The organism is Arthrobacter sp. NPDC089319 (assembly GCF_040684925.1).
GTDB lineage: Bacteria > Actinomycetota > Actinomycetes > Actinomycetales > Micrococcaceae > Crystallibacter.
This window is the reverse complement of the sequence record NZ_JBFBGZ010000008.1, coordinates 110,558-132,266: the sequence shown is the minus strand read 5'-3', so window position 1 is coordinate 132,266 and position 21,709 is coordinate 110,558. Positions and strand designations below refer to the sequence as shown.

The 21,709-nt window shown below is 67.8% G+C and carries 14 protein-coding genes; 7 read left to right on the top strand and 7 right to left on the bottom strand.

Annotation, left to right across the window (positions count from 1 at the left end; genetic code table 11):
• The first annotated feature begins 147 nt into the window (after nucleotides 1-147).
• Together AB0N75_RS13215 and AB0N75_RS13210 are read left to right on the top strand one after the other, a co-directional pair.
• Entirely contained in the window at nucleotides 148-1,437 is a 1,290-nt protein-coding gene (locus AB0N75_RS13215; RefSeq protein ID WP_364650490.1) for an ATP-grasp domain-containing protein, read from the top strand.
• Nucleotides 1,438-1,553: 116 nt separating this feature from the next.
• Nucleotides 1,554-3,590 carry a CocE/NonD family hydrolase gene (locus AB0N75_RS13210; protein WP_364650487.1) on the top strand — a complete coding sequence of 679 codons (2,037 nt, stop codon included), beginning with the start codon at nucleotides 1,554-1,556 and terminating at the stop codon, nucleotides 3,588-3,590.
• Between the two features lie 7 nt (nucleotides 3,591-3,597).
• On the opposite strand, the gene AB0N75_RS13205 is transcribed toward AB0N75_RS13210, so the two are convergent.
• From AB0N75_RS13205 to AB0N75_RS13175, 7 genes are all read right to left on the bottom strand, one after another.
• Entirely contained in the window at nucleotides 3,598-4,080 is a 483-nt protein-coding gene (locus AB0N75_RS13205; protein WP_364650484.1) for a hypothetical protein, read from the bottom strand.
• A complete protein-coding gene (locus tag AB0N75_RS13200; RefSeq protein ID WP_364650481.1) occupies nucleotides 4,077-6,542 on the bottom strand; it encodes a molybdopterin oxidoreductase family protein in 2,466 nt (821 codons plus the stop codon). Before AB0N75_RS13200 ends, AB0N75_RS13205 begins: the two co-directional genes overlap by 4 nt.
• 39 nt (nucleotides 6,543-6,581) lie before the next feature.
• On the bottom strand, nucleotides 6,582-7,364 hold the full coding sequence (locus AB0N75_RS13195) for a 5'/3'-nucleotidase SurE (protein ID WP_364650478.1): 783 nt from the start codon (nucleotides 7,362-7,364) through the stop codon (nucleotides 6,582-6,584).
• The gene (locus AB0N75_RS13190) at nucleotides 7,361-8,344 is read right to left on the bottom strand and encodes a PfkB family carbohydrate kinase (RefSeq protein WP_364650475.1); all 984 of its coding nucleotides are present in this window, start codon (nucleotides 8,342-8,344) and stop codon (nucleotides 7,361-7,363) included. The genes AB0N75_RS13195 and AB0N75_RS13190 overlap by 4 nt, the downstream gene beginning before the upstream one ends.
• Nucleotides 8,345-8,575: 231 nt before the next feature.
• Nucleotides 8,576-9,286, bottom strand: a complete 711-nt coding sequence (locus AB0N75_RS13185; protein ID WP_364650472.1) for an alpha/beta hydrolase — start codon at nucleotides 9,284-9,286, stop codon at nucleotides 8,576-8,578.
• The gene (locus AB0N75_RS13180) at nucleotides 9,283-10,062 is read right to left on the bottom strand and encodes an alpha/beta hydrolase (protein ID WP_364650469.1); all 780 of its coding nucleotides are present in this window, start codon (nucleotides 10,060-10,062) and stop codon (nucleotides 9,283-9,285) included. The genes AB0N75_RS13185 and AB0N75_RS13180 overlap by 4 nt, the downstream gene beginning before the upstream one ends.
• Nucleotides 10,063-10,080: 18 nt before the next feature.
• Nucleotides 10,081-13,809, bottom strand: coding sequence for an AAA family ATPase (locus tag AB0N75_RS13175; RefSeq protein WP_364650466.1), 3,729 nt, complete (start codon nucleotides 13,807-13,809; stop codon nucleotides 10,081-10,083).
• Between the two features lie 177 nt (nucleotides 13,810-13,986).
• Here AB0N75_RS13175 and AB0N75_RS13170 point away from each other — a divergent pair, with 177 nt between their 5' ends.
• The 5 genes from AB0N75_RS13170 (at nucleotide 13,987) to AB0N75_RS13150 (ending at nucleotide 21,705) form a co-directional block, all read left to right on the top strand.
• Nucleotides 13,987-14,994 (top strand): glycosyltransferase, encoded by a 1,008-nt coding sequence (locus tag AB0N75_RS13170; protein WP_364650463.1) that lies wholly within the window; start codon nucleotides 13,987-13,989, stop codon nucleotides 14,992-14,994.
• Nucleotides 14,991-16,448: a hypothetical protein gene (locus tag AB0N75_RS13165; RefSeq protein ID WP_364650460.1), complete on the top strand. Its 1,458-nt coding sequence runs from the start codon at nucleotides 14,991-14,993 to the stop codon at nucleotides 16,446-16,448. The genes AB0N75_RS13170 and AB0N75_RS13165 overlap by 4 nt, the downstream gene beginning before the upstream one ends.
• Nucleotides 16,449-16,589: 141 nt before the next feature.
• Entirely contained in the window at nucleotides 16,590-17,615 is a 1,026-nt protein-coding gene (locus AB0N75_RS13160; RefSeq protein WP_364650457.1) for a 3-oxoacyl-ACP synthase III, read from the top strand.
• Entirely contained in the window at nucleotides 17,609-20,473 is a 2,865-nt protein-coding gene (locus tag AB0N75_RS13155; RefSeq protein WP_364650454.1) for an alpha/beta fold hydrolase, read from the top strand. The genes AB0N75_RS13160 and AB0N75_RS13155 overlap by 7 nt, the downstream gene beginning before the upstream one ends.
• Complete coding sequence (locus AB0N75_RS13150) at nucleotides 20,470-21,705, top strand: NAD-dependent epimerase/dehydratase family protein (protein ID WP_364650450.1); 1,236 nt, start codon at nucleotides 20,470-20,472, stop codon at nucleotides 21,703-21,705. Before AB0N75_RS13155 ends, AB0N75_RS13150 begins: the two co-directional genes overlap by 4 nt.
• Nucleotides 21,706-21,709 lie beyond the last annotated feature (4 nt).

Below are 21,709 nucleotides of genomic sequence, written 5' to 3'. Positions count from 1 at the left end.
GCCCCGCCCTTCCGGCCCGCCCGGTGCCTTGACGGCCCATCTGGTGCGTGGTTGGGTCGAAATACCCCACCCGATCAACCGATCCTTTCCATGGCCCGTGCACCTGCACGGTCCATGAGGGTCACCACCAACAACGGGAGGCATGATTTGAAGAACGTATTTATTCTGGGACTTACAGACTTTCAGGCCGGCGAACTTGAGACCGTCCGCGGAGCCGAGAACTACACTTTCCACAGCCTGCTGGACTACGACCGACTGGTCGGCGCGCAGGAGATCGATTTCCAGGGCTTGCTGGAGGCAGCACGACGGCAGTTGCGCGAATTCGACGGCAGCGTGGACGCGATCGTCTCCCACTGGGATTTCCCCACCAGCGTCATCGGCCCCATCCTCGCCAAGGAATACGGCATCGCCGCGCCATCGCTGGAGAGCGTGCTCAAATGCGAACACAAGTATTGGAGCCGGCTGGAGCAGCAGGCGTCCATCCCCGAGGTAGTTCCGCAGTTCGCCTCCTTTGATCCGTTCGACGACGGTGCCTTGCAGCAGATCGACATTCCGTTCCCCTTCTGGGTCAAACCGGTGAAGGCGCACTCGTCCAACCTCGGATTCGAGATCCGCACCGAAGAAGACTTCAATCACGCCATCGGGCAGATCCGGGCGGAGATCGAGCAGGTCGGCGATGCCTTCAACGAGGTCCTGAAGATGGTGGACCTGCCGGCGGAATTGCAGAATGCCGGCGGGAACACCTGTCTGGCCGAACAGTTCGTCGCCGGAACCCAGGCCGCCCCCGAAGGCACCATGTTCCGCGGCTCCTACAACGTCCACGGCGTCTTCGACATGCACAAGGACGCCGCCGGCACCAGCTTCGAACGGCTGGACTACCCGGCGAACAGCGTCCCGGAGGCCGTCCAGCAGCGCATGATCGACCTGGCCGAGCGGTACCTGCGGCACGTTGGTTTCGACAACGGCTGCTTCAACGCCGAATTCATGTGGGATCAGGCGGAGGATCAGCTCTGGCTGATCGAGTTCAACACCCGCATTTCCCAGTCGCACAGCGATCTCTTCGCCAAGGTGGACGGCGTGTCCAACCACGAGGTCGCCATCGACATTGCGCAGGGCGTCGAACCGTCTATGCCGCACCGCAAGGGTGAATTCGCCGTCGCCTCCCAGTGCATGGTCTTCCACGACGAAGACGCCATTGTGACCAGCGTCCCGGGCGAGCTGGACATAGCCCGGCTGGCCAAGCGGATCCCGCACGCCAGTTTCACCCTGCAGGCGCAGGTGGGCGACCGCTTGTCCGAACTGCCCAACCAGGACAGCTACCGCTACGTCATCGGCATCCTGTATTTGGGCGCCGATGACCGCGACCAGCTGGTGGAGGGCTACAACGCCGCGGTCGACTTGCTGCCGTTCGAGTTCGAGGCAGTCGCCGCCGCCTAGCCCCGCTGCGTGTGCCGGGCCGCAGCCACGCGGCCCGGCACACGCGTACCCTGCGCATCCGCACCCGGTGCTGGCCCCTGGTGCAGAGAACAGCCGAAAGGAGCACTGAGCACTGCATGAAAACCATCGAGAACTTTCCGCACACAGTCCATGCCATCGAAAACGTCTTCATTCCGATGCGCGACGGCGCACGGCTGGCGGCGCGGATCTGGATGCCGGAGGGGGCCGAGCAGCTTCCGGTGCCGGCCATCCTCGAATACATCCCGTACCGCAAGCGGGACAACTCCCGCGGCCGCGACGAACTGAACCATCCCTACATGGCCGGCCACGGCTACATCAGCGTCCGCGTGGACATGCGCGGCAGCGGCGATTCCGACGGCGTGATGACTGACGAATACCGGCCGCAGGAACACGAAGACGCCGAGGACGTGATCGCCTGGCTGGCCGACCAGCCGTGGTGCGACGGCAAGGTGGGAATGATGGGCATCTCCTGGGGCGGCTTCAACAGCCTGCAGATGGCCGCCCGCCAGCCTCCGGCCTTGAAGGCGATCATCAGTGCCTCGGCCACCGACGACCTGTACGTGGACAACATGCATTACATGGGCGGCTGCCTGCTGGCCGACAACCTCTCCGAGGCCACCGTGATGTTTGCCTTCAACAGCCTGCCGCCGGACCCGGAAATCGTCGGCGAGCGTTGGCGCGAGATGTGGCAGGAGCGGCTTTCCGGCAGCGGCCTCTGGCTGGAGACCTGGCTGGAAAATCAGACCCGCGGCGAGTATTGGAAGCCGGCGTCGGTCTGTGAAGACTATTCGCAGGTGAAGATTCCGGTCATGGCCGTGGGCGGCTGGGCGGACGGCTACACCAACGCCATTTTCCGCCTGATGGAGAACCTGGACGTGCCGCGCCAGGGCCTGATCGGCCCTTGGGGGCACAAGTACCCGCATCTGGGCGTGCCCGGTCCGGCCATCGGCTTCCTGCAGGAGGCGGTGCGCTGGTGGGACCACTGGCTGAAGGACAAGGACACCGGCATGATGGACGAGCCGATGGTCCGGGCCTGGATGCAGGACGCGGTCTCCCCCGAGCCCTCCTATGAGGACCGTCCCGGCCACTGGGTGGCCGAACCGTCCTGGCCGTCGCCGAACATCGAGAACCAGCGCTGGCAGCTGGGCCGTTACGGCTTGTTCCCGGAAGGCTCGCCGGTGGAGCCGGGCGGCGGCGTCGATCTGCTCTCGCCGCTGAGCGTGGGCATGTTCGCCGGCAAGTGGGCGTCCTACGCCGCACTGCCCGACCTGCCCTCCGACCAGCGCGAAGAGGACGGCGGCTCGCTGGTCTATGAGACGGAACCGCTGGAGGGTGATCTTGAAGTCTTCGGCCGGCCGGTGGCCGCGTTTGAAGTCGCCTCGGACAAGCCTGTCGCCCAGTTGGTGGTCCGGCTCTCCGATGTGGCGCCGAACGGGGAGGCCACCCGGGTCACCTACGGCCTGCTCAACCTGACTCACCGCGACGGCAGCGAACAGCCGCAGCCGCTGGAACCCGGCGAGCGCTACCGGATCGAGATCCCACTCAACGGGCTGGCGCAGTCGTTCCCGGCCGGGCACCGGCTGCGGCTGTCGGTCTCGACGTCGTACTGGCCGCTGGTGTGGCCGGCGCCGGAACCGGCCACCGTCACCATCTTCTCCGGCGGCACCCTGGACATCCCGGTGCGCAAGCCGCGGGCCGACGACGGCGAGCTGCGTCCCTTCGCGGAGCCGGAAGCGGCTCCGGAGCTGGCCACCACGCTGTTGAACCCGGGCAACCACCACTGGCGGACCATCCGCGATCTGGAGTCGGGCACGTCGACGGTGGAGATCATCAATGACCAGGGCCGGTTCCGGATCGACGAAACCGGCACGGACCTCCGGCGGGTCAGCAACGAGTGGTATAGCTCCCGCGGGAACGACGTGAATTCGGTCCGCGGCGAGACCCAGACCATCCGCCGCTACGAACGCGGCGACTGGCGGGTCGAGGTTCAGACTAGGACGGTGCTGACCTCCACGCCGACGGATTTTGTGGTGAACGCACAGTTGGATGCGTACGAGCTGGACGAGGACAAGGGCAATCCCCGCGTCTACTCGCAGAACTGGCAGCGCAGCATCCCGCGCCAGCTGGTCTGACCCGCGCTCAACTGATCAGGATCTGGGTCGAAGACTCCTTGAGCTTCGAGTTGGCCCAGTGCATCTGGCGCACCGTCTCGGGGTGGCACTTCTGCGCCACCCCGAGCAGGTCGGTGTGTTTGATGCCCTGGGCCGCCTGCGCCAGCATTTCCCAGTCGGCGGAGACCCCGGACGCCTTCGTATAGACCTCCCGCAGGTCGCGCAGCAGCAGCAAGCCGACGTCGCCGCGGCGGCCCAGGAGTTCACTGCCCTTTTCCCTGATCCGTTCGGCCCAGGCCCCCTCGTCCTTCGGTTCCGGGTCCAGGTCCAGCCCGTACTGCCGGCCGATCTCGGCGATCTCCCGCACGTGCTGCTGCGACCAGCGGGCCAGGTCGCGGCCGAGGTGGTAGATCTCGTGGTCCACCTTGTGCCGTTCGGAGACCTGAAGCAGTTCGTGGGCCAGGTCGTTTTCGGATCGGTGCAGCTCTTCCAGTACCAGGCCAATCCTCATGACTGTCCTCTCCCATGGGTCGTCTGCAGTTCTTCGTCGGCGCCGGCGCTGTCGCCTCCGGCCGTCTGCCGGCCAATCGCCCCGACCGGCGCGGAGGCCGTGGTGGTGGGAGCTGGTGCCGGTCCGTCGCCGGCACCAATTTTCTTGAGCCGGGCGGCGGCGGTCTTGTAGATGGGCTGCTTAGACGCGGCATCCCAGTCGGTGATGGTCAGTTCGTTGGCCGCGCGCCCGGCGCCGTCGGGCTGGTGGCCGCCATCCGTGTCCCAATAGCCGTAGTGGAAGGGAAGGAAGAGCACGCCGTCCCTGATGCCGCTGATCCGCACCTGGGCCTGCACGGACCCCCGCGGCGTTGCCACCTCGGCGAGGTCCCCTTCGGCAATGCCGTAGGCGGCCGCATCGGCCGGGGACATTTCCACCCAGACATCGGGAGCCGCCGCCTGCAGTTGCGGTGCCCGGCCGGTCTTGGTCCGGGTATGGAAGTGGTAGAGCGTCCGTCCGGTGATCAGCTGCAGCGGGAAGTCCTGGCTGGGCAACTCATGCGGCGGCAAATAGTCAGCGGCTTTGAGCAGCGCCTTGCCGTCCGGGTTCAGCGCCTTGTACTCGTCCGGCTCCAGCGGGGCACCGGTGAGCAGGTCCCGGCCGTAGCTTTCGCAGTAGTCCGGCGCGCTCCAGAACTTGCCGTCCGCATAGATCCGTTCGGTGCCGTCCGGGTTGTCCTCGTTGCAGGGCCACTGGATGCCCGAAGCGCCGCGCAGCTTCTGGTAGGTGATGCCGGTATAGTCGCAGGGCCGGCCGCGCGTGCACTCCTTCCACGCTTCGAAGGCCGATTCCGGGTCGTGCCATTTCACCAGCGGGCCGCCGTCCTTGTCCCGTAGATCCAGCCGCCGGGCGTAATCCAGGAAAATATCCAGGTCCGGTCGCGCCTCCCCCGGCGGATCCACCGCCTTCTCCGACAGGTGGACGGTCCGATCAACGTTGGTGAAGGTGCCGGTCTTCTCGCCCCAGGTCGCCGCGGGAAGCACCACGTCCGCCAGCTGCGCGGTCTCGGAGAGGAAAATGTCCTGCACCACCAGGAACAACCGCTCCTGTTCCAGGATCGAGCGGATCCGGCGCAGCTCCGGCAGCGAAACGGCGGGATTGGTGCCGCTGACCCAGAGCATCCGGATGGACCCGTCCTCCACGTACCGCATCATCTGCATCACGTGCGTGGGCGGCGACATGTGCGGGATCGCCATCGGGTCCACATTCCACAGCCGGGCCAGATCCTTGACATGCTCGTCGTTGGACCAGTTGCGGAAGGCCGGGAAGTCGCCGTCGGCGCCGCATTCGCGGGTGTTCTGCGCCGTCGGCTGGCCGTTCATCTGCAGGATGCCGCAGCCGGGTTTGCCCAGCATCCCGCGGACGATGTTGATGTTATTGACCTGGACTGCGGCCGCGGTGGCCTGATTGGACTGGTAGAACCCCTGGAGCACGGTGGAGAACAGCCGCTCGGCACCGCCGAGAACACGGGCGGCTTCGCGGATCTTTTCCACCGGGACGTCGCAGATGTCCGCCGCGAGCTCCGGCGGATACTCCTTCACCCGCTGTTCCAGCTCCTGGTAGCCCACGGCATGGGCCGTGACGTACTCGTGGTCCACCCAATCGTTGGCGATGATCTCGTGCAACAGGCCGTTCATCAGCGCCACATTGGTGCCCGGCCGGGGCGCCAGGTGCACGGTCGCGGCCTTCGCCACCGGCGTGGACCGCGGATCGATACAGACGATTTTCGGCGGGTTGGGGCCGGCCAGCCGGTCCAGCACCCGGGACCACAGCACCACCTGGGTCTCCGCCATGTTGTGCCCGTAGAGCGCGATGACGTCCGCGTGGTCGATGTCCGTATAGGAACCGGGCTGGCCGTCGCAGCCAAACGACGCCTTCAGCGCCGCCGCTGCCGTTGCCGTGCACAGCCGAGTGTTGCCGTCCACATGGCTGGTGCCCAGCCCGCCATGGGCCAGCAGGCCCAGCGTGTAATACTCCTCGGCAAACAGCTGACCGGTGGTGTAGAAACCGATGGCGCTGCCGCCCTGTTCGTCCAGCAGCTTTTTGGTCCGGCCCACCACCCGGTCCATGGCGGTGTCCCAGTCGGTTTCCACGAGCTTGCCGTTCTCCCGGATGAGCGGCTTGGTCAACCGGTCCGGTGATGCGTTCGCCTGCCAGCCATAGAGGTCCTTGGGTCCCAGCCGCCCGTGATTGACCCGGTCGGTGGCCCGCCCGCGCACCCCAGCCATCCGGCCGTCCTTGACCGCAATGTCCAGGGCGTCCCCGTTCGAGTGCAGGATGGAGGCCGTCTGCACCCATCGGTCCACGTCCTCCGGCTCCAGCCCGTCCTGCAGGTACATGTCCACCCGCACCGGCCAGTCCTGCCCGGCGGCGTACGGGGTCCGTGTCCCCCATGGTTCGGCTATCCGGTCTATGCGGGTCATGGTGCCTCCGGTTGCTCCGCGGTGTCAGGGAACTGATTTTTAGGAACGACGACGGTCCGCGACCGCGGCGAAGTCCGGCAAGTGGCTTTCGGTGACCGGCTGGATTCCGGTCACCGTGGCGAAGCCAGCGGCCAGCAGTGCGAAGTCGCTTCCCGGTGGCGCCAGCTCCTGGCTGTCCGCGATGGCCAACCGGAGATGGTCTTCGCCCCGTTCGGCCACCGTGGTTTGCACGATGCCGAACTCGGCCAACGTCGCGGTCCGGAATTCCGGCAGCACGGTTCCGTCCACGTTCGGCACGTTGAGGTTCAGGACGGTGCCGGCGCGCTGATCCATCAGGTACGGCAGCAACCCGGTGGCCAGCAGCGCGGCGGTCTCCCAGTTCAGCCCCTCCGGGTTCAGGCCGGTGTCCAGCGAGACAGCCATGCCGCGTCCGCCGTTCACCCCCGCGGTCAGCGCGGCCCCCACGGTGCCCGAGTGCAGGATCACCCGGCCCACGTTCGCCCCGCGGTTCACCCCGGAGAGCACCAGGTCGGGCCGGTCGCCAAAGGCGCCGTGCGTGGCGATCATGGAGATGAATCCGGGGGTGCCGTGCACGGCGAAAGCCGGCACGGATTCGAGCCCTTCCAGCGTCCGCTGCTCAACCCGGATGCGGCCCTCGTCCTCCCAGGCCGTGATGGAGGCGCTGCTGCCGCTGGCTTCGGTGACCGGGGCCGCGATGGTCACGTTGAGACCGGCATCCAAAGCGCCGGCGGCCAAGGCATGCAACCCCGGTGAGTCAATACCGTCGTCGTTGGTGATCAGGACCATCTTCGGCGTGTTCATTGTTTCCAGACCTTTCGGGCCAGTTCGTCCGGACTGGCCTGCTGGTCAGCTGGCGGCTCCTCGGACTGGTAGGCCGAGACCGTCACCAGCTTGGTCAAGTTGCGGATGGCACCCTCTTCGCCGGTGCCGAGGCCATGGCGGGTGACGTTTAGGGCGCCGGCGGCCGTGCCCAGCACCACCGCCTCGTGCATCGACCCGCCGTCAGCCAGCGTGGCGGCCACCCCGGCGGTCAGCGAATCCCCGGCTCCGCGAGTGTCAACGCTCTGCATCTCGGGCACGTGGATCTGGCTGAGCTCGTCCTCGTGCAGCATCAGCGAGGGCAAATGCGCGCGGGTCACGATGACCGTGCCGGCCCCTTCCTCATGCAGGGCGTGCATGGCCTCGATGATCGCCTCGGGTTCGTCCGAGCTGGCACGCCCGCTCTCGGTGAGTTCGTCGTCGGCAATTTTCGCCACCGAGACGCCGCCGGCGAGCGCCGCGGTGAGCCGGTCGCCGGTCAGGTCAACGATCACCCGGCAGCCTGCGGTGCCCAGATCGGCAGCGAGTCTCCGGTAGACATCGGAGGGGACGGCGTCCTCGCGGACTGCTCCGCTGAGGATCACGGTGCCGGCGTCCATGCCGACCTTCAAGGTCTGCCCGTACAGTTCGTCGAGGTCATGGCGGGTCAGCTTTTCACCCGGGCTCTCCGCCACCAGTTCCCGGGCGCCCTCCCGCCGGTCATGGATATAGGCCCCGCTGCTGCCCTGCCCCTCCACCGATACGACCTCAACGCCCTCGTCGGCGATCAAATGCCTGATGACGGTGCCGGTTTCGCCGGAGAAGACGGAGCACATGGTGACCGACGAGCCAAGGCCGGTCAGCATCCGCGCCTGCCAGACGCCCTGCCCGCCGGCATGAAAGTGGATATCCGGGCTGCCGTCGACATCCTCCACCGTCACGGTCAGTCCGGGCGACGGGGCGAAAACAACTACCGAACCCATGGCGCACCTCGGTCCAAGCGGATTGTCCTGGTTGTCGTCATGCCTGCCTCCTTTGCTCGGGCAGTCAACACGGCAACGCCGCTGCCCGGTATCCGTCTGCAGTGGTCCTTGGTTTCGACACTAACGCCGGTGGGCGGGCCGGACAATGGGCCGACCTCCCGGTGGCCGACCAAGCGAGCGCCAGCGAGCGCGTGGAGACCCGCCTCCATCGACCACCGACGACGCTCGCAGCTATTCCGGTGTCTGGCCGGCCAGCACCTGGTCGATGATGTCGTGAACGCGTTTCTCGGCAAGGATTTTAAAGTGCCCGGTGGTTTCCAGCCGGATGTTCACGCCGCCTTCCAGCCAGCAGCCCCCGGGAATGTGCGGGTCGAAGGCGCTGTAGGCGGACACGATCCGGTGGTTGACGTCCAGGTTCGCCAGCAGCTGCTGCAGCATCCGGTTCTTCGGCGAGAACGCCCGGACCATCGGCGTCACGGCAAACGCCGCGTAGCGGGAACCGGAAAAGGGGGTCCCGATGGCCACCATCCGCTGCACTCGCCCGGCGGACTCCGCCGTCGTCATCAAGAGTTTGCCGATCAGGCCGCCCTTGCTGTGCGCAATGATCGTCACGTTCTCCAGGCCTTGCCCACGCAGGTAGTCGCCCACGACATCCGCCATGCGCGCGATACTGCCGACGTTGTAACCCAGCGGCTCGACCACGTGCACCGGATGCCCGCGGTCGTGGACATGCTCAATCAACGGGAGCATGAAGGTCCAGGACTCGTAAATACCCGGAATAACGACGACGGGACTCCCACTGTGCGCGCGGTCCCCCCGGTACTGTGCCGGGTCGGCCCTCGCGAGGAATCCCCGGACGTGATGTCGGCCGAGGTAGATGTAGTCCTCCAGCCAGCCCAGGGCCCGCCGCAGCACCCGGAGCAGCCGAAGCAGCCGGTTCACGACCGGTCCCCGACGGCGGCGTCCCCGCCGGGCCCAGCCGGTACCAAGCACAGCTGCGCCACCGGCGCGGGTGAGCGGAACATCATCACGTGCCCCTCGCCGTCGATGTTGTCCACCGTGGTTCCCGGCAGGGCCTCGGCCAGCTCCTGGCACCAATACAGCGGCACGATCGGGTCCCGGCTGCCGCGGACGATTCGCACCGGTACCCGCACTCCGGCGATGCGGTCCTCCAGTTTCTGGCCGAGCATCGCCGGCAGCAGGGAGAGGTACCAGCGCGGCCCGCAGCGCAGATAGTCGGTCACTTCGATCGCGTCCACCGCCAGCGGTTCCCGGAAGCCGTCCTGGAACAGCCGCAGACCCTGCTTCCACGCGGTACGCTCGCGCCGGTTGGAGGTCGGTGCCAGCAGCACCACGGCGGTGGCCGCTCCGGGGTGCAGCAGGGCCAGTTCGGTGACGACCTGGCAGCCCATCGAGTGACCCACCAGCACCGCGGGCCCGATCCGCAGCCGGTCCAGGGCGCCGTGGACCAACCGGGCCAAATCCACCAGGTCGAGGGCTCGCTCCGGCTTGGGCAAACCGCCGTGGCCGGGCAGGTCGACCAGATGGACGGTGCCGTGCCGGGCGAGTTCGGCCGCGAGGGGTTCAAAGTAACGGCCGGAAACGCCGATCCCGTGCACCAGCACGAAGACCGCCGGGCCGGAGCCGACGGTCCGGACGCGCAGCCGGCAGCCATCGATGGTCAGCAGCTGCGCCGTTTCCCCCGGAATCTTTACCATCGCCCGCCTCCCCTGCTTTTAGTCCACCAGAGCCTTGGCATGCTCCAGCCGCTGCGAGATCACGGTGGTGACGCCGTCGCCACGCATGGTCACGCCGTACAGGGCGTCGGCCACTTCCATGGTGCGCTTCTGGTGTGTGATGACAATCAGCTGGCTGGATTCGCGCAGCTCCTCGAAGATGGTGATCAACCGGCCCAGGTTGGTGTCGTCCAGCGCGGCTTCCACCTCGTCCATCACGTAGAACGGCGACGGGCGGGCCTTGAAGATCGCCACCAGCAGTGCCACCGCAGTCAGCGAACGCTCGCCGCCGGACAGCAGCGACAGCCGCTTGATCTTCTTGCCGGCCGGCCGGGCCTCCACCTCGATGCCCGTGTTGAGCATGTCCTCCGGATCGGTGAGCACCAGCCGGCCTTCGCCGCCGGGGAACAAGCGGCCGAACACCCGCTCGAACTGCACGGCGGTGTCGCGGTAGGCCTCGGTGAAGACCTGCTCCACCCGCTCGTCGACTTCCTTGATGATGTCCAGCAGGTCCTTGCGCGTGGCCTTCAGGTCCTCCAACTGGGTGCTCAGGAACTGGTGGCGTTCCTCCAGCGCGGCGAACTCTTCGAGCGCCAGCGGGTTGACCTTGCCCAGCGCGGCCAGATCCCGTTCGGCTTTCTTGAGCCTCTTCTGCTGCTCCTCGCGCACGAACGGAACGCCCTCGACCACGTCGTTGCCCGCCTCGTCCACCGGAGCCCGCAGCGCGGCCCACTTGTCGGTCGACGCCGCCGTGGCGACCGGCACCGGCTGGTCCGGCCCGTACTCGGCAATCAGATGGTCCGGCGTCAGGCCCAGCTCTTCGATGGACCGGGTCTGCAGGGCCTCGATTTTCAGCCGCTGCTGGGCCCGGGCCAGTTCGTCGCGGTGCACGGTGTCCGTCAGGTCCCGTAGTTCGGCGGCGAGCGCGTCGGTGGACGAGCGCACGGTGGACAGCTCCGCCTCCCAGGCAGCGCGGACCTCTTCGGCCTCGTCGCGTTCCCGTTCGGCCAGATCCACCGAGACGTCCAGCCAGGCCAGCGTCTGCTGCGCGCCTTGGGCCACAGCGGCGGCCTTGGCTGCCTGCAGCCGGCGCTTGCGGGCGCGCTCTGCCGCCTGCGCACGGGCATGGCGTTCGGTCGCGGCGGCCCGCTCCAACGATGCCGCGCGGTTGCCGATGGCGGTCAGCTGTTCCTCGCCGGAACGCAGCGCCAGCCGGGCTTCCATTTCCACCTGGCGGGCGTGGGTAGCCGCGGCGGCGAGCGCATCACGCTTGTCGGTGGACGGTTCGGCTTCAGCCGGAGCGTCCTCGGCGGCCTGTGCCGCGCCGAGGCGTTCGGTGATTTCGGCCAGCTTCTGCTGCTCGGTCACGATGTTGGCCTCGGCGGCAGCCACCAGCTTGGCCAGCCGTTCGCTCTCGCCAGTGGCTGAGCGCAGCGCTGAGCCGAGCTGTCCCAGCCGTTCGGCCACGGCCGCCAGCCGGGCGTCGGATTCGTGCAACTGTTCCAGGGCCGCGTCGGCCCGCAGCTTGGCTTCGTCCCGTCGCGAGGCTGCGCCTGCGATCGCAAATTTGGCCCGTTCGCCGCGGGCCGTCGCGGCCTCCAGCCGCTGCGCGGTCTCGTCCACGGCTGCCTGGACTTCCAGCAGGCTGGGGCCGCCGGCGGAGCCGCCCCGCGCGGAGCAGGAGGTGAAGATGTCGCCCTCACGGGTGACCGCGGTGAGCGCCGGATCCGCTGCAATAACGCGCGCGGCGGCGTGGAGGTCTTCCACCACGACGACGGCGGCCAGCAGCGCACGGACGGCACCCTCGACGCCCTGCTTGGCCTGGACCAGGCTGTTCGCCGGGATGGCGCCCGCCGGGGTCTCCACGCGGTCGCTGGCGCCCGTGGTCGATGGAGGCGCGCCAGCGCCGAGTAGAGACCGGTCGACCACCGAAGATCGGTCGCCGGCGCCGGTGGTCGAAGGAGGCGCGCCAGCGCCGAGTAGAGACCGGTCGACCACCGCGGACCCGTCGACCACCGAGCCGGCGATGAGCAGGTCCACTTGGCCGGCGTCGTCGATCTTCATCAGTTCCAGTGCCCGGACGGCGGCGTCCGGGTCGGCGACGGCAACGGCTTCCGCCAGCGGGCCCAGGGCCGCCGCGATGGCGGCCTCGTACCCCGGTTCCACCGTGATGAGGTCCGCCAGCGGGGCCAGCACGCCGTCGGTGCCGGAGGCCAGCAGCGTCTCGCTGCCGTCCCGCCGGTTCAGCCCTACTTCAAGTGCTTCCTTGCGGGCGGTCAAGGCATCGCGTTCCCGTTCGGCCTCGCGGTCGTCGGCCCGCAGCTGCTCCAGTTCCGCTTCGATCTCTGCCAGTTCGTCGCTGGCCTCCTCATAGGCGGCGTCCAGGCCTTCTTCGCCTTCTTCCACCCCGGCCGCCTGGGATTCGAGCGCGGTGAACTCGGCCTGGGCGTGGCGGCGGCGTTCCTCCCCCTCGGTGATCGACGTGCGGAGCCGGCCCAGCTCCGCCTCGGCAGACTCCACCCGGGAGCGTGCCGCGCCCACTTGGCCGGCCAGTTTGGCCAGCCCTTCGCGCCGGTCGGCCGCGGCCCGCAGGATGTTGGTCAGCCGCTTCTCTTCGTCCTGCGCCGCCCGTTCCGCCGCGGCGCGCGCTTCGATCGCGTCGTCCAATACCTCGCGGCGGTCCTCCAGCTCGAACTCGAGCTCGGCCTGCTCCTCGCGGACCTCGGCCGCCTGCTGCTCCAGAATCTCCGGGTCCCGTCCGCCGTCCGGTTCCTGGTCGGCGGAGCCGAGCAGCCGCCGTCGTTCATTGGCAAGGCTGGCGAGCGCGCGGAAGCGTTCGCGCGTGGACGAGAGCTGGTACCAGCTGTCACGCGCAGCATTGAGCTTGGGCGTGGCCTCCGCCGCCAGCCGCTCCAGTTGGGCCAGCCGGCTGCGGCCTGACGCCAGGGTCTTCTCCACCTCGGCCTGCCGGGACTTCAGCGCAGCCTCGTCGGCCACCTCCTGCTCCAGCGAGGTGCTCAATTCCACCAGCTCGTCCGCCAGCAGCCGGGCCCGGGCATCGCGGACTTCGAACTGCACCTGCTGGGCCCGGCGGGCCACTTCCGCCTGCTTGCCGAGCGGGGTCAGCTGGCGGCGGATTTCGCCGGTGAGGTCGGTGAGCCGCTGCAGGTTCGCCTGCATGGACTCCAGCTTGCGCACCGTCTTTTCCTTGCGTCGGCGGTGCTTGAGGATGCCGGCAGCCTCCTCCACGAAGCCGCGGCGGTCCTCTGGGGTGGCGTGCAGGACCATGTCCAGCTGGCCCTGGCCGACGATCACGTGCATCTCGCGGCCGAGGCCGGAGTCAGAGAGCAGTTCCTGGATGTCCAACAGCCGGCAACTGCTGCCGTTGATGGCGTATTCGGAGCCGCCGGTACGAAACAGGGTGCGGGAAATGGTGACTTCGGAGTATTCGATCGGCAGCGCGCCGTCGCTGTTGTCGATGGTCAGCGAGACATGCGCGCGGCCCAGCGGCGGCCGGCCTGCCGTGCCGGCGAAGATGACATCCTCCATCTTGCCGCCGCGCAGGGTTTTGGCGCCCTGCTCCCCCATCACCCACGCGAGGGCGTCCACCACGTTGGATTTGCCCGACCCGTTCGGACCGACAACAGCGGTCACGCCGGGCTCGAAGTCGAAAGTCGTCGCCGACGCAAAAGACTTAAAGCCCCGCACAGTCAGAGATTTAAGATGCACGTTGTGTCTCCCGCGGCGGACGTTTCCTTGCAACAATCTACCGTGTCAACCGCGTATTCCCCGGCACCACGGCCTTGTCCCGCCGGACAAACAGGTGTAGTACCTAGCGGAGGTGGCCGGTCTCACTGGTCACGGAGATCCAATCCAGGCCGTGTCCGGATAGAGGTGCAACCTCCCGTGTCAGATCCAGCCAGCTTTCCGGGGCAGCGCATTGCCGCCATTGTTCCCTGCCACAACGAAGAACCGACGGTAGCCGCAGTAGTCCGGGATCTACAGTTGGCTGTCCCCGGGATCACGGTCTACGTCTATGACAACAACAGTTCCGACCGCACCGCGGAACTGGCAAGGGCAGCCGGAGCGATCGTCCGGCACGAAGCGCGCAAGGGCAAGGGCAACGTTCTCCGGCGCGCATTCGCCGACATCGACGCCGACATCTACGTCACGATCGATGGCGACGACACCTACGAGGCAGCGGCCTTGCCACGCATGATCGAAGCCCTGTTGGAAGGCCCGTACGATCACGTGCTGGGTGTTCGTTCCTCGGGCGAAGCCGGGTCCTACCGCCCGGGACACGAAACGGGCAACCGGATGTTCAACCGGATGGTCAGCCTCCTCTTTCGATCCCAGGTTTCCGACATGTTGTCCGGGTACCGGGTGTTTTCCCGCCGCTTCGTCAAGTCGTTCCCCGCCGTCTCCAAGAAATTCGAGATCGAAACCGAACTCACGGTGCACATGACCTCGCTGCGCCTGCCGCAGGTGGAGGTCGAGATCGGATTCGGTGAACGGCCCGAGGGAAGCGAAAGCAAACTCCATACCTACACCGACGGCTTCAAGATCCTCTATCTCATCGTGCAGCTGGTCCGCCATGAACGGCCGACCCTTTTCCATGGCATCATCGCCGCAGCGCTGGCATTGATCTCGCTCGGGCTGGGGGTTCCCGTGGTGCTGGAGTATTTTGAAACCGGCTTCGTCCCCCGCTTCCCGACGGCGATCCTGGCTGCCGCTTTCATGGGGGTAGCCGTCCTGGTGGGCTGCATCGGCATCATCCTCGACGCTCTGAAGCGAGGACGGCGTGAAGCAGCCCGGTTGGCCTATTTGCGCCTCGAGCCGCCGCCGCAACCGCAGGATGCGGATGTACTGCAACCGGACGCCGAAGCGCTGCGTTTCGACGGGAAGACAAAGTGACCGGTGCATCCGCCCGCCCGTCCCGCGGCAGCACCGGCAGCCTCGTCGGCGGGCGGACCCCGTGGACGGCGCCGGACTATTGGTGGCTTTCGGTGGTGGGTGTCGTCGCCCTGTTGGCGACCGCTTTTCTGTGGGTGGCGAACCGGCCGGGCCGCATGACCAATGATTCCGCCCACCAGCTCAAGCAGGTCCTCGGCCGGATCCCGCTGGACGACTGGCACCCCGCCATCATGACGGTCAGTTGGACGGGTTTGTACAGGCTGACCGGCGAAATCAGCTCGATGGTGCTGGTGCAGATCGGGTTGACGTTCTTGGCGGCGCTGCTGCTGGCGGTCTATCTGCACGATCTCACCCGGAGCCGGTTAGTGTCTTTGCTCGCCCTCGCTGTCCCCCTGCTGCCGTTCAGCGTCACATTCCTGGGTGTGCTGTGGAAGGACGTGCAGATGATGATCGCGTTCTTGCTCGGCACGGTCTTGATCTTGCTGGCCGAGCGATTCGCTACCCTCCGCTACCCGCTTCTGGCCCTGTCCCTGCTCTTCCTGCTCTATGGGGCCATGGTCCGCAAGAACGCCTTCTTTGCGATCCTTCCGCTGGTCTTCCTGCTCTACCGGGCGTGGCGGAACGGATCGCCCGGGCTGCGCAAACGGCTGACCTCGAACAGGAGGCGCCTACTGGGCGGCTACACGGCCGCGGCTGTCACTTTCCTGGTGCTGTTGCTGGGGGCCGGTTCGGCCTTCAACGCGGTTTTCCAGCCCAAGCCAACCGGCCAGCTGTCCCAAGTCTTCCTCGACGACATCATCTTCACCGTGCCCGCCCGGGAGATTCGGGCCGCGGACATCCCGCAGGAATTGGAAGACAAGTTGCTTCACGCCCGCGATGTCTGTCAGTCCCAAGACGTGATCTGGGATGCCTACTGGAAGTGCTATGGCCGGGGGGCAACCGGCAAGCAGTTCGAGCCGATCGCTTATCAGGCGGAAGTACGCGACCTCTGGTTGAGCCACGTCGTCACACACCCTGCCCGGTACGCCTACTACCGCGCGCAGACCTACGCCCGGTTCCTGTTCGTCGGCAAGAGCGAGTTTGCGCCGGTGACGGCGGGCCGCCACGCGGTCCCCGCCGCCTTCCATGTGCAGCCCACCAAAGCCGACAACATCTTGTCCGACTATGTAGTGGAACTGGGTGCGAAAACGTTCCCTTGGTTCTTCAGGGCGTGGTTCTGGCTGGCGGCAGCCGCAGCTATCATCGTGCTGCTCCCCAAGGCGAAATATCTGCGCGCGCAGATCGCGGCGCTCGGCTGGTCTGCGCTTCTCTACCTTCTCGGTTACATCCCGATCGTCCCGGCCTCTGATTTCCGCTATTCCTATTGGCCCGCCGTCGCCTGCACCCTTGCCGCAGTGCTTTTTCTTGCCGACCAGCGCTTAAAGGGTGACCCGAAACACGTCGCAGAGCAGTAGCAGAGACAATTGCCACAAACCAATGCCATTGTGCGTATGTGCGGAACGTTGGCGCGGGGTGCATAGTTAAGACTTCGGGTGCCCATACCGGATTCTCCGTGTACAGGTGACCGTCCCCGACAGACGAATAAAGGCTGGATATTGATCGGTAACGCGACGTTTCGACATGACAACGCGGCTTTGCTGGCCGTCTCTAGCGTGGAGGCGCCCGTAGCCGTCACTTCCGCCGAGTTCGATGAGCGCCTTGCCCCCAGCCTGAAGCGCCTGAAGCTCTCCCGGAAGCTGCTTGAACGGGTTGCCGGCGTGACCGAGCGCCGCTGGTGGTCGCCCGAGTCATCGTTCGACGACGCCGCCATCGAAGCCGGCGCCAAGGCCATGGCCGAAGCCGGCGTGGAGCCGAACCAAATCGGGCTGCTGATCAATACGTCAGTGACGCGCGTAAACCTGGAGCCCTCGGTCGCGGTGAAGATCCACCACGGGCTGGGTTTACCGTCGTCGGCCATGAACTTCGACCTGGCCAACGCCTGCCTGGGCTTCGTCAACGGCATCACGCTGGCGGCCAACATGATCGACTCCGGCCAGATCAAATATGCGTTGATCGTCGCGGGCGAGGATGCCCAGCCGACCCAGGAAACCACCTTTGAACGCCTGAACCGTCCGGATTCCACCCGTGCCGACTACCTGCGCGAATTTGCCACGCTCACCTTGGGCTCTGGGGCAGCCGCAGCGGTGATCGGCCCCGCCGACGTCCACCCCGAATCACACCGGATCCTTGGCGGCGTCTCGCGTGCCGGCACCGAGCATCACGAACTGTGCGTTGGCGGGCCCGCCGGAATGTTCACGGACACCAAGGGGCTGCTGGACAACGGGCTGGAACTGGTGGTCAGTGCCTGGCACGAGGCCCACCGCGATGGGTGGAACTGGACCGCGATGGACCGGTACGTAACCCACCAGGTCTCCACGTCGTACACCAACGCGATCATCAAGGCGGTCGATCTGGTCCGCGAGCGCGTGCCGATCACCTTCCCGAAGTGGGGCAATGTGGGGCCGGCCTCGCTGCCCATGACGCTGGCCCAGGAGTCGCAGACGCTGAACAGCGGAGACCGGGTGCTCTGCATGGGAGTTGGCTCCGGCCTGAACACCACGATGATGGAGATTGCGTGGTAGACCAACCCCTCTGGCCCGGTGTCGACCCGGCCTGGTCCCGCCGCGTCCGCGTCCCCTCCACCGCCCCGGTGGATCCGGCCGGCAGTGCCCACACCTGGCACCTGCTGGACAACGGCCCGCAGCTGGCCGAACGCGGCGTCGAGCCGGTCGGCACCCTGCTCTGCGTGCACGGCAACCCCACCTGGTCCTACCTCTGGCGCACTCTGCTGGCCGCAGCCGGCGACGCCGCAGCGCCGTGGCGCGTGATCGCCGTCGACCAGCTGGACATGGGGTTCTCCGAGCGCACCGGGCGTTTCCGCCGGCTGGAAGACCGGATCACGGACCTGGGCGACCTGACCGCCGAGCTCGGCATCACCGGTCCGGTGGTCACCGTGGGGCACGACTGGGGCGGCGTGATCTCGCTGGGCTGGGCCACCCGGCACCGCGGCCAACTCGCCGGCGTCGTGCTGACCAACACCGCCGTCCACCCCGCCGGCTTCGGGCTTCCCGCCCCGCTGAAACTCGCGCTACATCCCGCCGTCCATCAGTGGGGCACGACGACGTCGGCCGCCTTCCTGCGCGTCACGCACGCCTTGGCGCATCCTCCTTTGGAAAAAGACGTCAGGGACGCGTTCATGGCACCGTACCGGCACGCTGCCCGGCGCACCGGCGTGGGCAACTTCGTGGCGGACATCCCGGCCGACGAGGGCACTCCCAGCTGGAGCACGCTGAACGAGGTGGCCGAGGGCATCCGTGAGCTGGACGTGCCGGCGCTGATCATGTGGGGCCCCAAGGACCCGGTTTTCTCCGACCGCTATCTGCGCGATCTGCTGGACCGGCTGCCGCAGGCGGACGTGCACCGCTTCGAAGGCGCCGGTCATCTGCTCCCCGAAGACCGCGACATCGCCACCCCCCTCTTCACCTGGCTCCCCACCGCTCCGGTGGTCGACCAAGCGAGCGCCAGCGAGCGCGTGGAGACCCGCGTCGAGACCCGCCCGGGTGATCGACCAAAGGCCGCCAGGCCTGCGCGGAGATCCGCGGACCCCGCCCCGGTGGTCGACCAAGCGAGCGCCCCGGTGGTCGACCAAGCGAGCGCCAGCGAGCGCGTGGACACCTTCCGCCCCATGCTCGCCGAACTCGACGAGCGCCGCGCCGACAACTCCCCCGCCGTCGTCGACATGGCGCCCCTGGCGGCTCCCGGAGCAGGGCCGCGGACGCTGACCTGGGCCGAGCTCGCCGGACAGGTGGATTTGCTCGCCGACGGCCTCGCCGGGATCGGCGTCAAGGCTGGCGACCGGATCAATTTGCTTGTCCCGCCGGGCATCGAACTGACCAGCCTGATTTACGCCTGCCTGAAACTCGGCGCCGTCATCGTGGTGGCCGACGCCGGGCTCGGCCCGGCCGGACTCAGCCGCGCCATCAAGGGTGCCGGCCCTCAGTTCATTGTCGGCATCGAGCGCGCCTTCGTTGCCGCCCGGCTGTTCAACTGGCCCGGCCAGCGCATCAGCGTCACCGAGATGGGCGAGGCCAAGCGCAAGCTCTACGGGATCGCCCACACCGTGCCCGAGCTGGTGGAGGCTGCCGCGGCCGCGTCGGCTGCCGGCCGGTCTCTACTCGGCGCCGGCGCGCCTCCGTCGACCACGGACACGAGCCCCCCGGTGGTCGACCAAGCGAGCGCGACGTCCCCGGTGGTCGACCAAGCGAGCGCCAGCGAGCGCGTGGAGACCTCCCCGAACCCCGACGACGACGCTGCGATCCTCTTCACCTCCGGCTCCACCGGTCCGGCCAAGGGCGTGGTCTACACGCACCGCCAGCTGGCCGCCATGCGGGACACGTTGAAGGACACCTACCGGCTGGAGGCCGGCACGTCGCTGGTGGCCGGCTTCGCCCCGTTCGCCCTGCTGGGCCCCGCCCTCGGCGTCACATCGGTCACCCCGGACATGGACGTCACGGCGCCGAAGACGCTCACCGCCGCCGCCCTGGCCGACGCCGCCGCCGCGGTGGACGCCACCGCGGTCTTCGCATCGCCGGCCGCGCTGGCCAACGTCCTGGCCACGGCCGACGGCTTGACCGACGAACACCGCGTGGCGCTCTCCAGCGTCGAGTTGTTGCTCTCTGCCGGGGCCCCGATTCCGGAACCGCTGCTGGCCAAGGTGCAGTCGCTGGTGCCGTCCGCAACCCTGCACACTCCCTACGGGATGACCGAGGCCCTCCCGGTCACGGACATCAGCCTGGACGGCATCCGCGCCGCCGGTTCCGGCAACGGCGTCTGCGTCGGCACCCCGGTTTCCGGCGCCACGGTGGCCATCGCCGCGGTGGCTCCGGACGGCAGCGTCTCCGGTCAGCCCTCCACCGACCCCGGCGTCACCGGAGAGATCCTGGTCAGCGCCCCGCATGTGAAGGACCGCTACGACCGTCTCTGGATCACCCAGCAGCACAGCGCCTCCCTCCCGGGCTGGCACCGCACCGGCGACGTAGGCCATCTCGACGCCGAGGGGCGGCTCTGGGTAGAGGGACGGCTCGCGCACATCATCACCACTGCTTCCGGTGTCGCCACTCCCGTGGCCGCAGAGCAGGCGGCGGAAACGCACGACGGCGTCCGGCTGGCTGCCGTCGTCGGCGTCGGTCCGGCGGGCACCCAGGTACCCGTTGCGGTGGTGGAAACGCTGCCGCCGGCCGCCAAACCGGGAACAGCCCCACGTGAGCTCGGCGAGCAGGTGCGCTCCGCCGTCGTACGCTTTACCGGTCTGGATGTCGCGGCGGTGCTGGTGGTACCCGAACTTCCCACCGACATCCGCCACAACTCCAAGATCGACCGGGCCAGGCTGGCCGAATGGGCGGCCAAGTCGCTGGCCGGCGGACGGATCACCAAGCCATGAGCACCAACGAACCGGCGGACGGCAGGTCTCTACTCGGCGCTGGCGCGCCTCCATCGACCACCGACAAGACCGCCCCGGTGGTCGACCAAGCGAACGCCCCGGTGGTCGACCAAGCGAGCGCCAGCGAGCGCGTGGAGACCCGCGCGGAGACCCGCGTGGACCACAGCGCCGAAGAGGCCAACGCCCCGGTCGACGAGCGGTCTCCACTCGGCGCTGGCGCGCCTCCGTCGACCACCGGTAGAACCGTCCTGGTCACCGGCGCCAGCGGCATGCTCGGCGGCGCCGTCGCGCGGCTGCTGCTGGAGCAGGGCCACCGGGTCCGGACCTTCCAGCGCCGGCCGGCCGACATCGGCCCCGGCTCCGAGACGGTGCTGGGTTCGTTGACCGAACCCGACGCCGTCGCCCGGGCAGTCCAAGGCGTGCACGCAGTCATCCATCTGGCCGCGAAGGTCTCCTTCACCGGTGAGTGGAGCGAGTTCGTGGCCACCAACATCGACGGCACCCGAACCCTGCTGGCCGCGGCCAAATCCGCCGGTGCCCGCGACGTGGTGTTCGTTTCGTCCCCGTCCGTGGCGCATTTCGGCGAAGCGATCGCCGGAGCGGGCGCCGGGACCGCCGACCCCGAGCGGGCCCACGGCAACTACGCACGGTCCAAGGCCGCCGCCGAGCTGCTAGCCCTCGCCGAGGATTCCCCCGGCTTCCGGGTTGCGGCCATCCGCCCGCACGTTGTCTGGGGCCCTGGCGATACCCAGTTGGTGGAGCGTGTGGTGGCACGGGCCCGGGACGGCCGGCTGCCCCTGCTGGACAACGGCGCCGCCTTGATCGACACCACCTACATCGACAACGCGGCGGCGGCGATCGTCCGGGCGCTCGAACGGATGGACCAGGCGCATGGCCAGGCACTGGTGGTCACCAACGGCCAGCCCCGGCCGGTCGGCGAGCTGATCGCAGGAATTTGCGACGCCGCCGGCGTGAGGGCGCCGGGCTGGTCGGTCCCGGGCTGGCTGGCCCGGGGCGCCGGTGCGGCGATCGAACGAGCCTGGACCGCAGCCGGAAAGCGCGGACTGGTCACGGACGAACCGCCTATGACTAAATTCCTGGCCGAGCAACTGTCCACGGCGCACTGGTTCGACCAGCGCCGCACGCGCGAAGTGCTCGACTGGACACCTGACGTCAGCATCGAGGACGGGCTGCGCCGGCTGGCGGCCCACTACCGCCCAACGGCAAGCTAGGAGC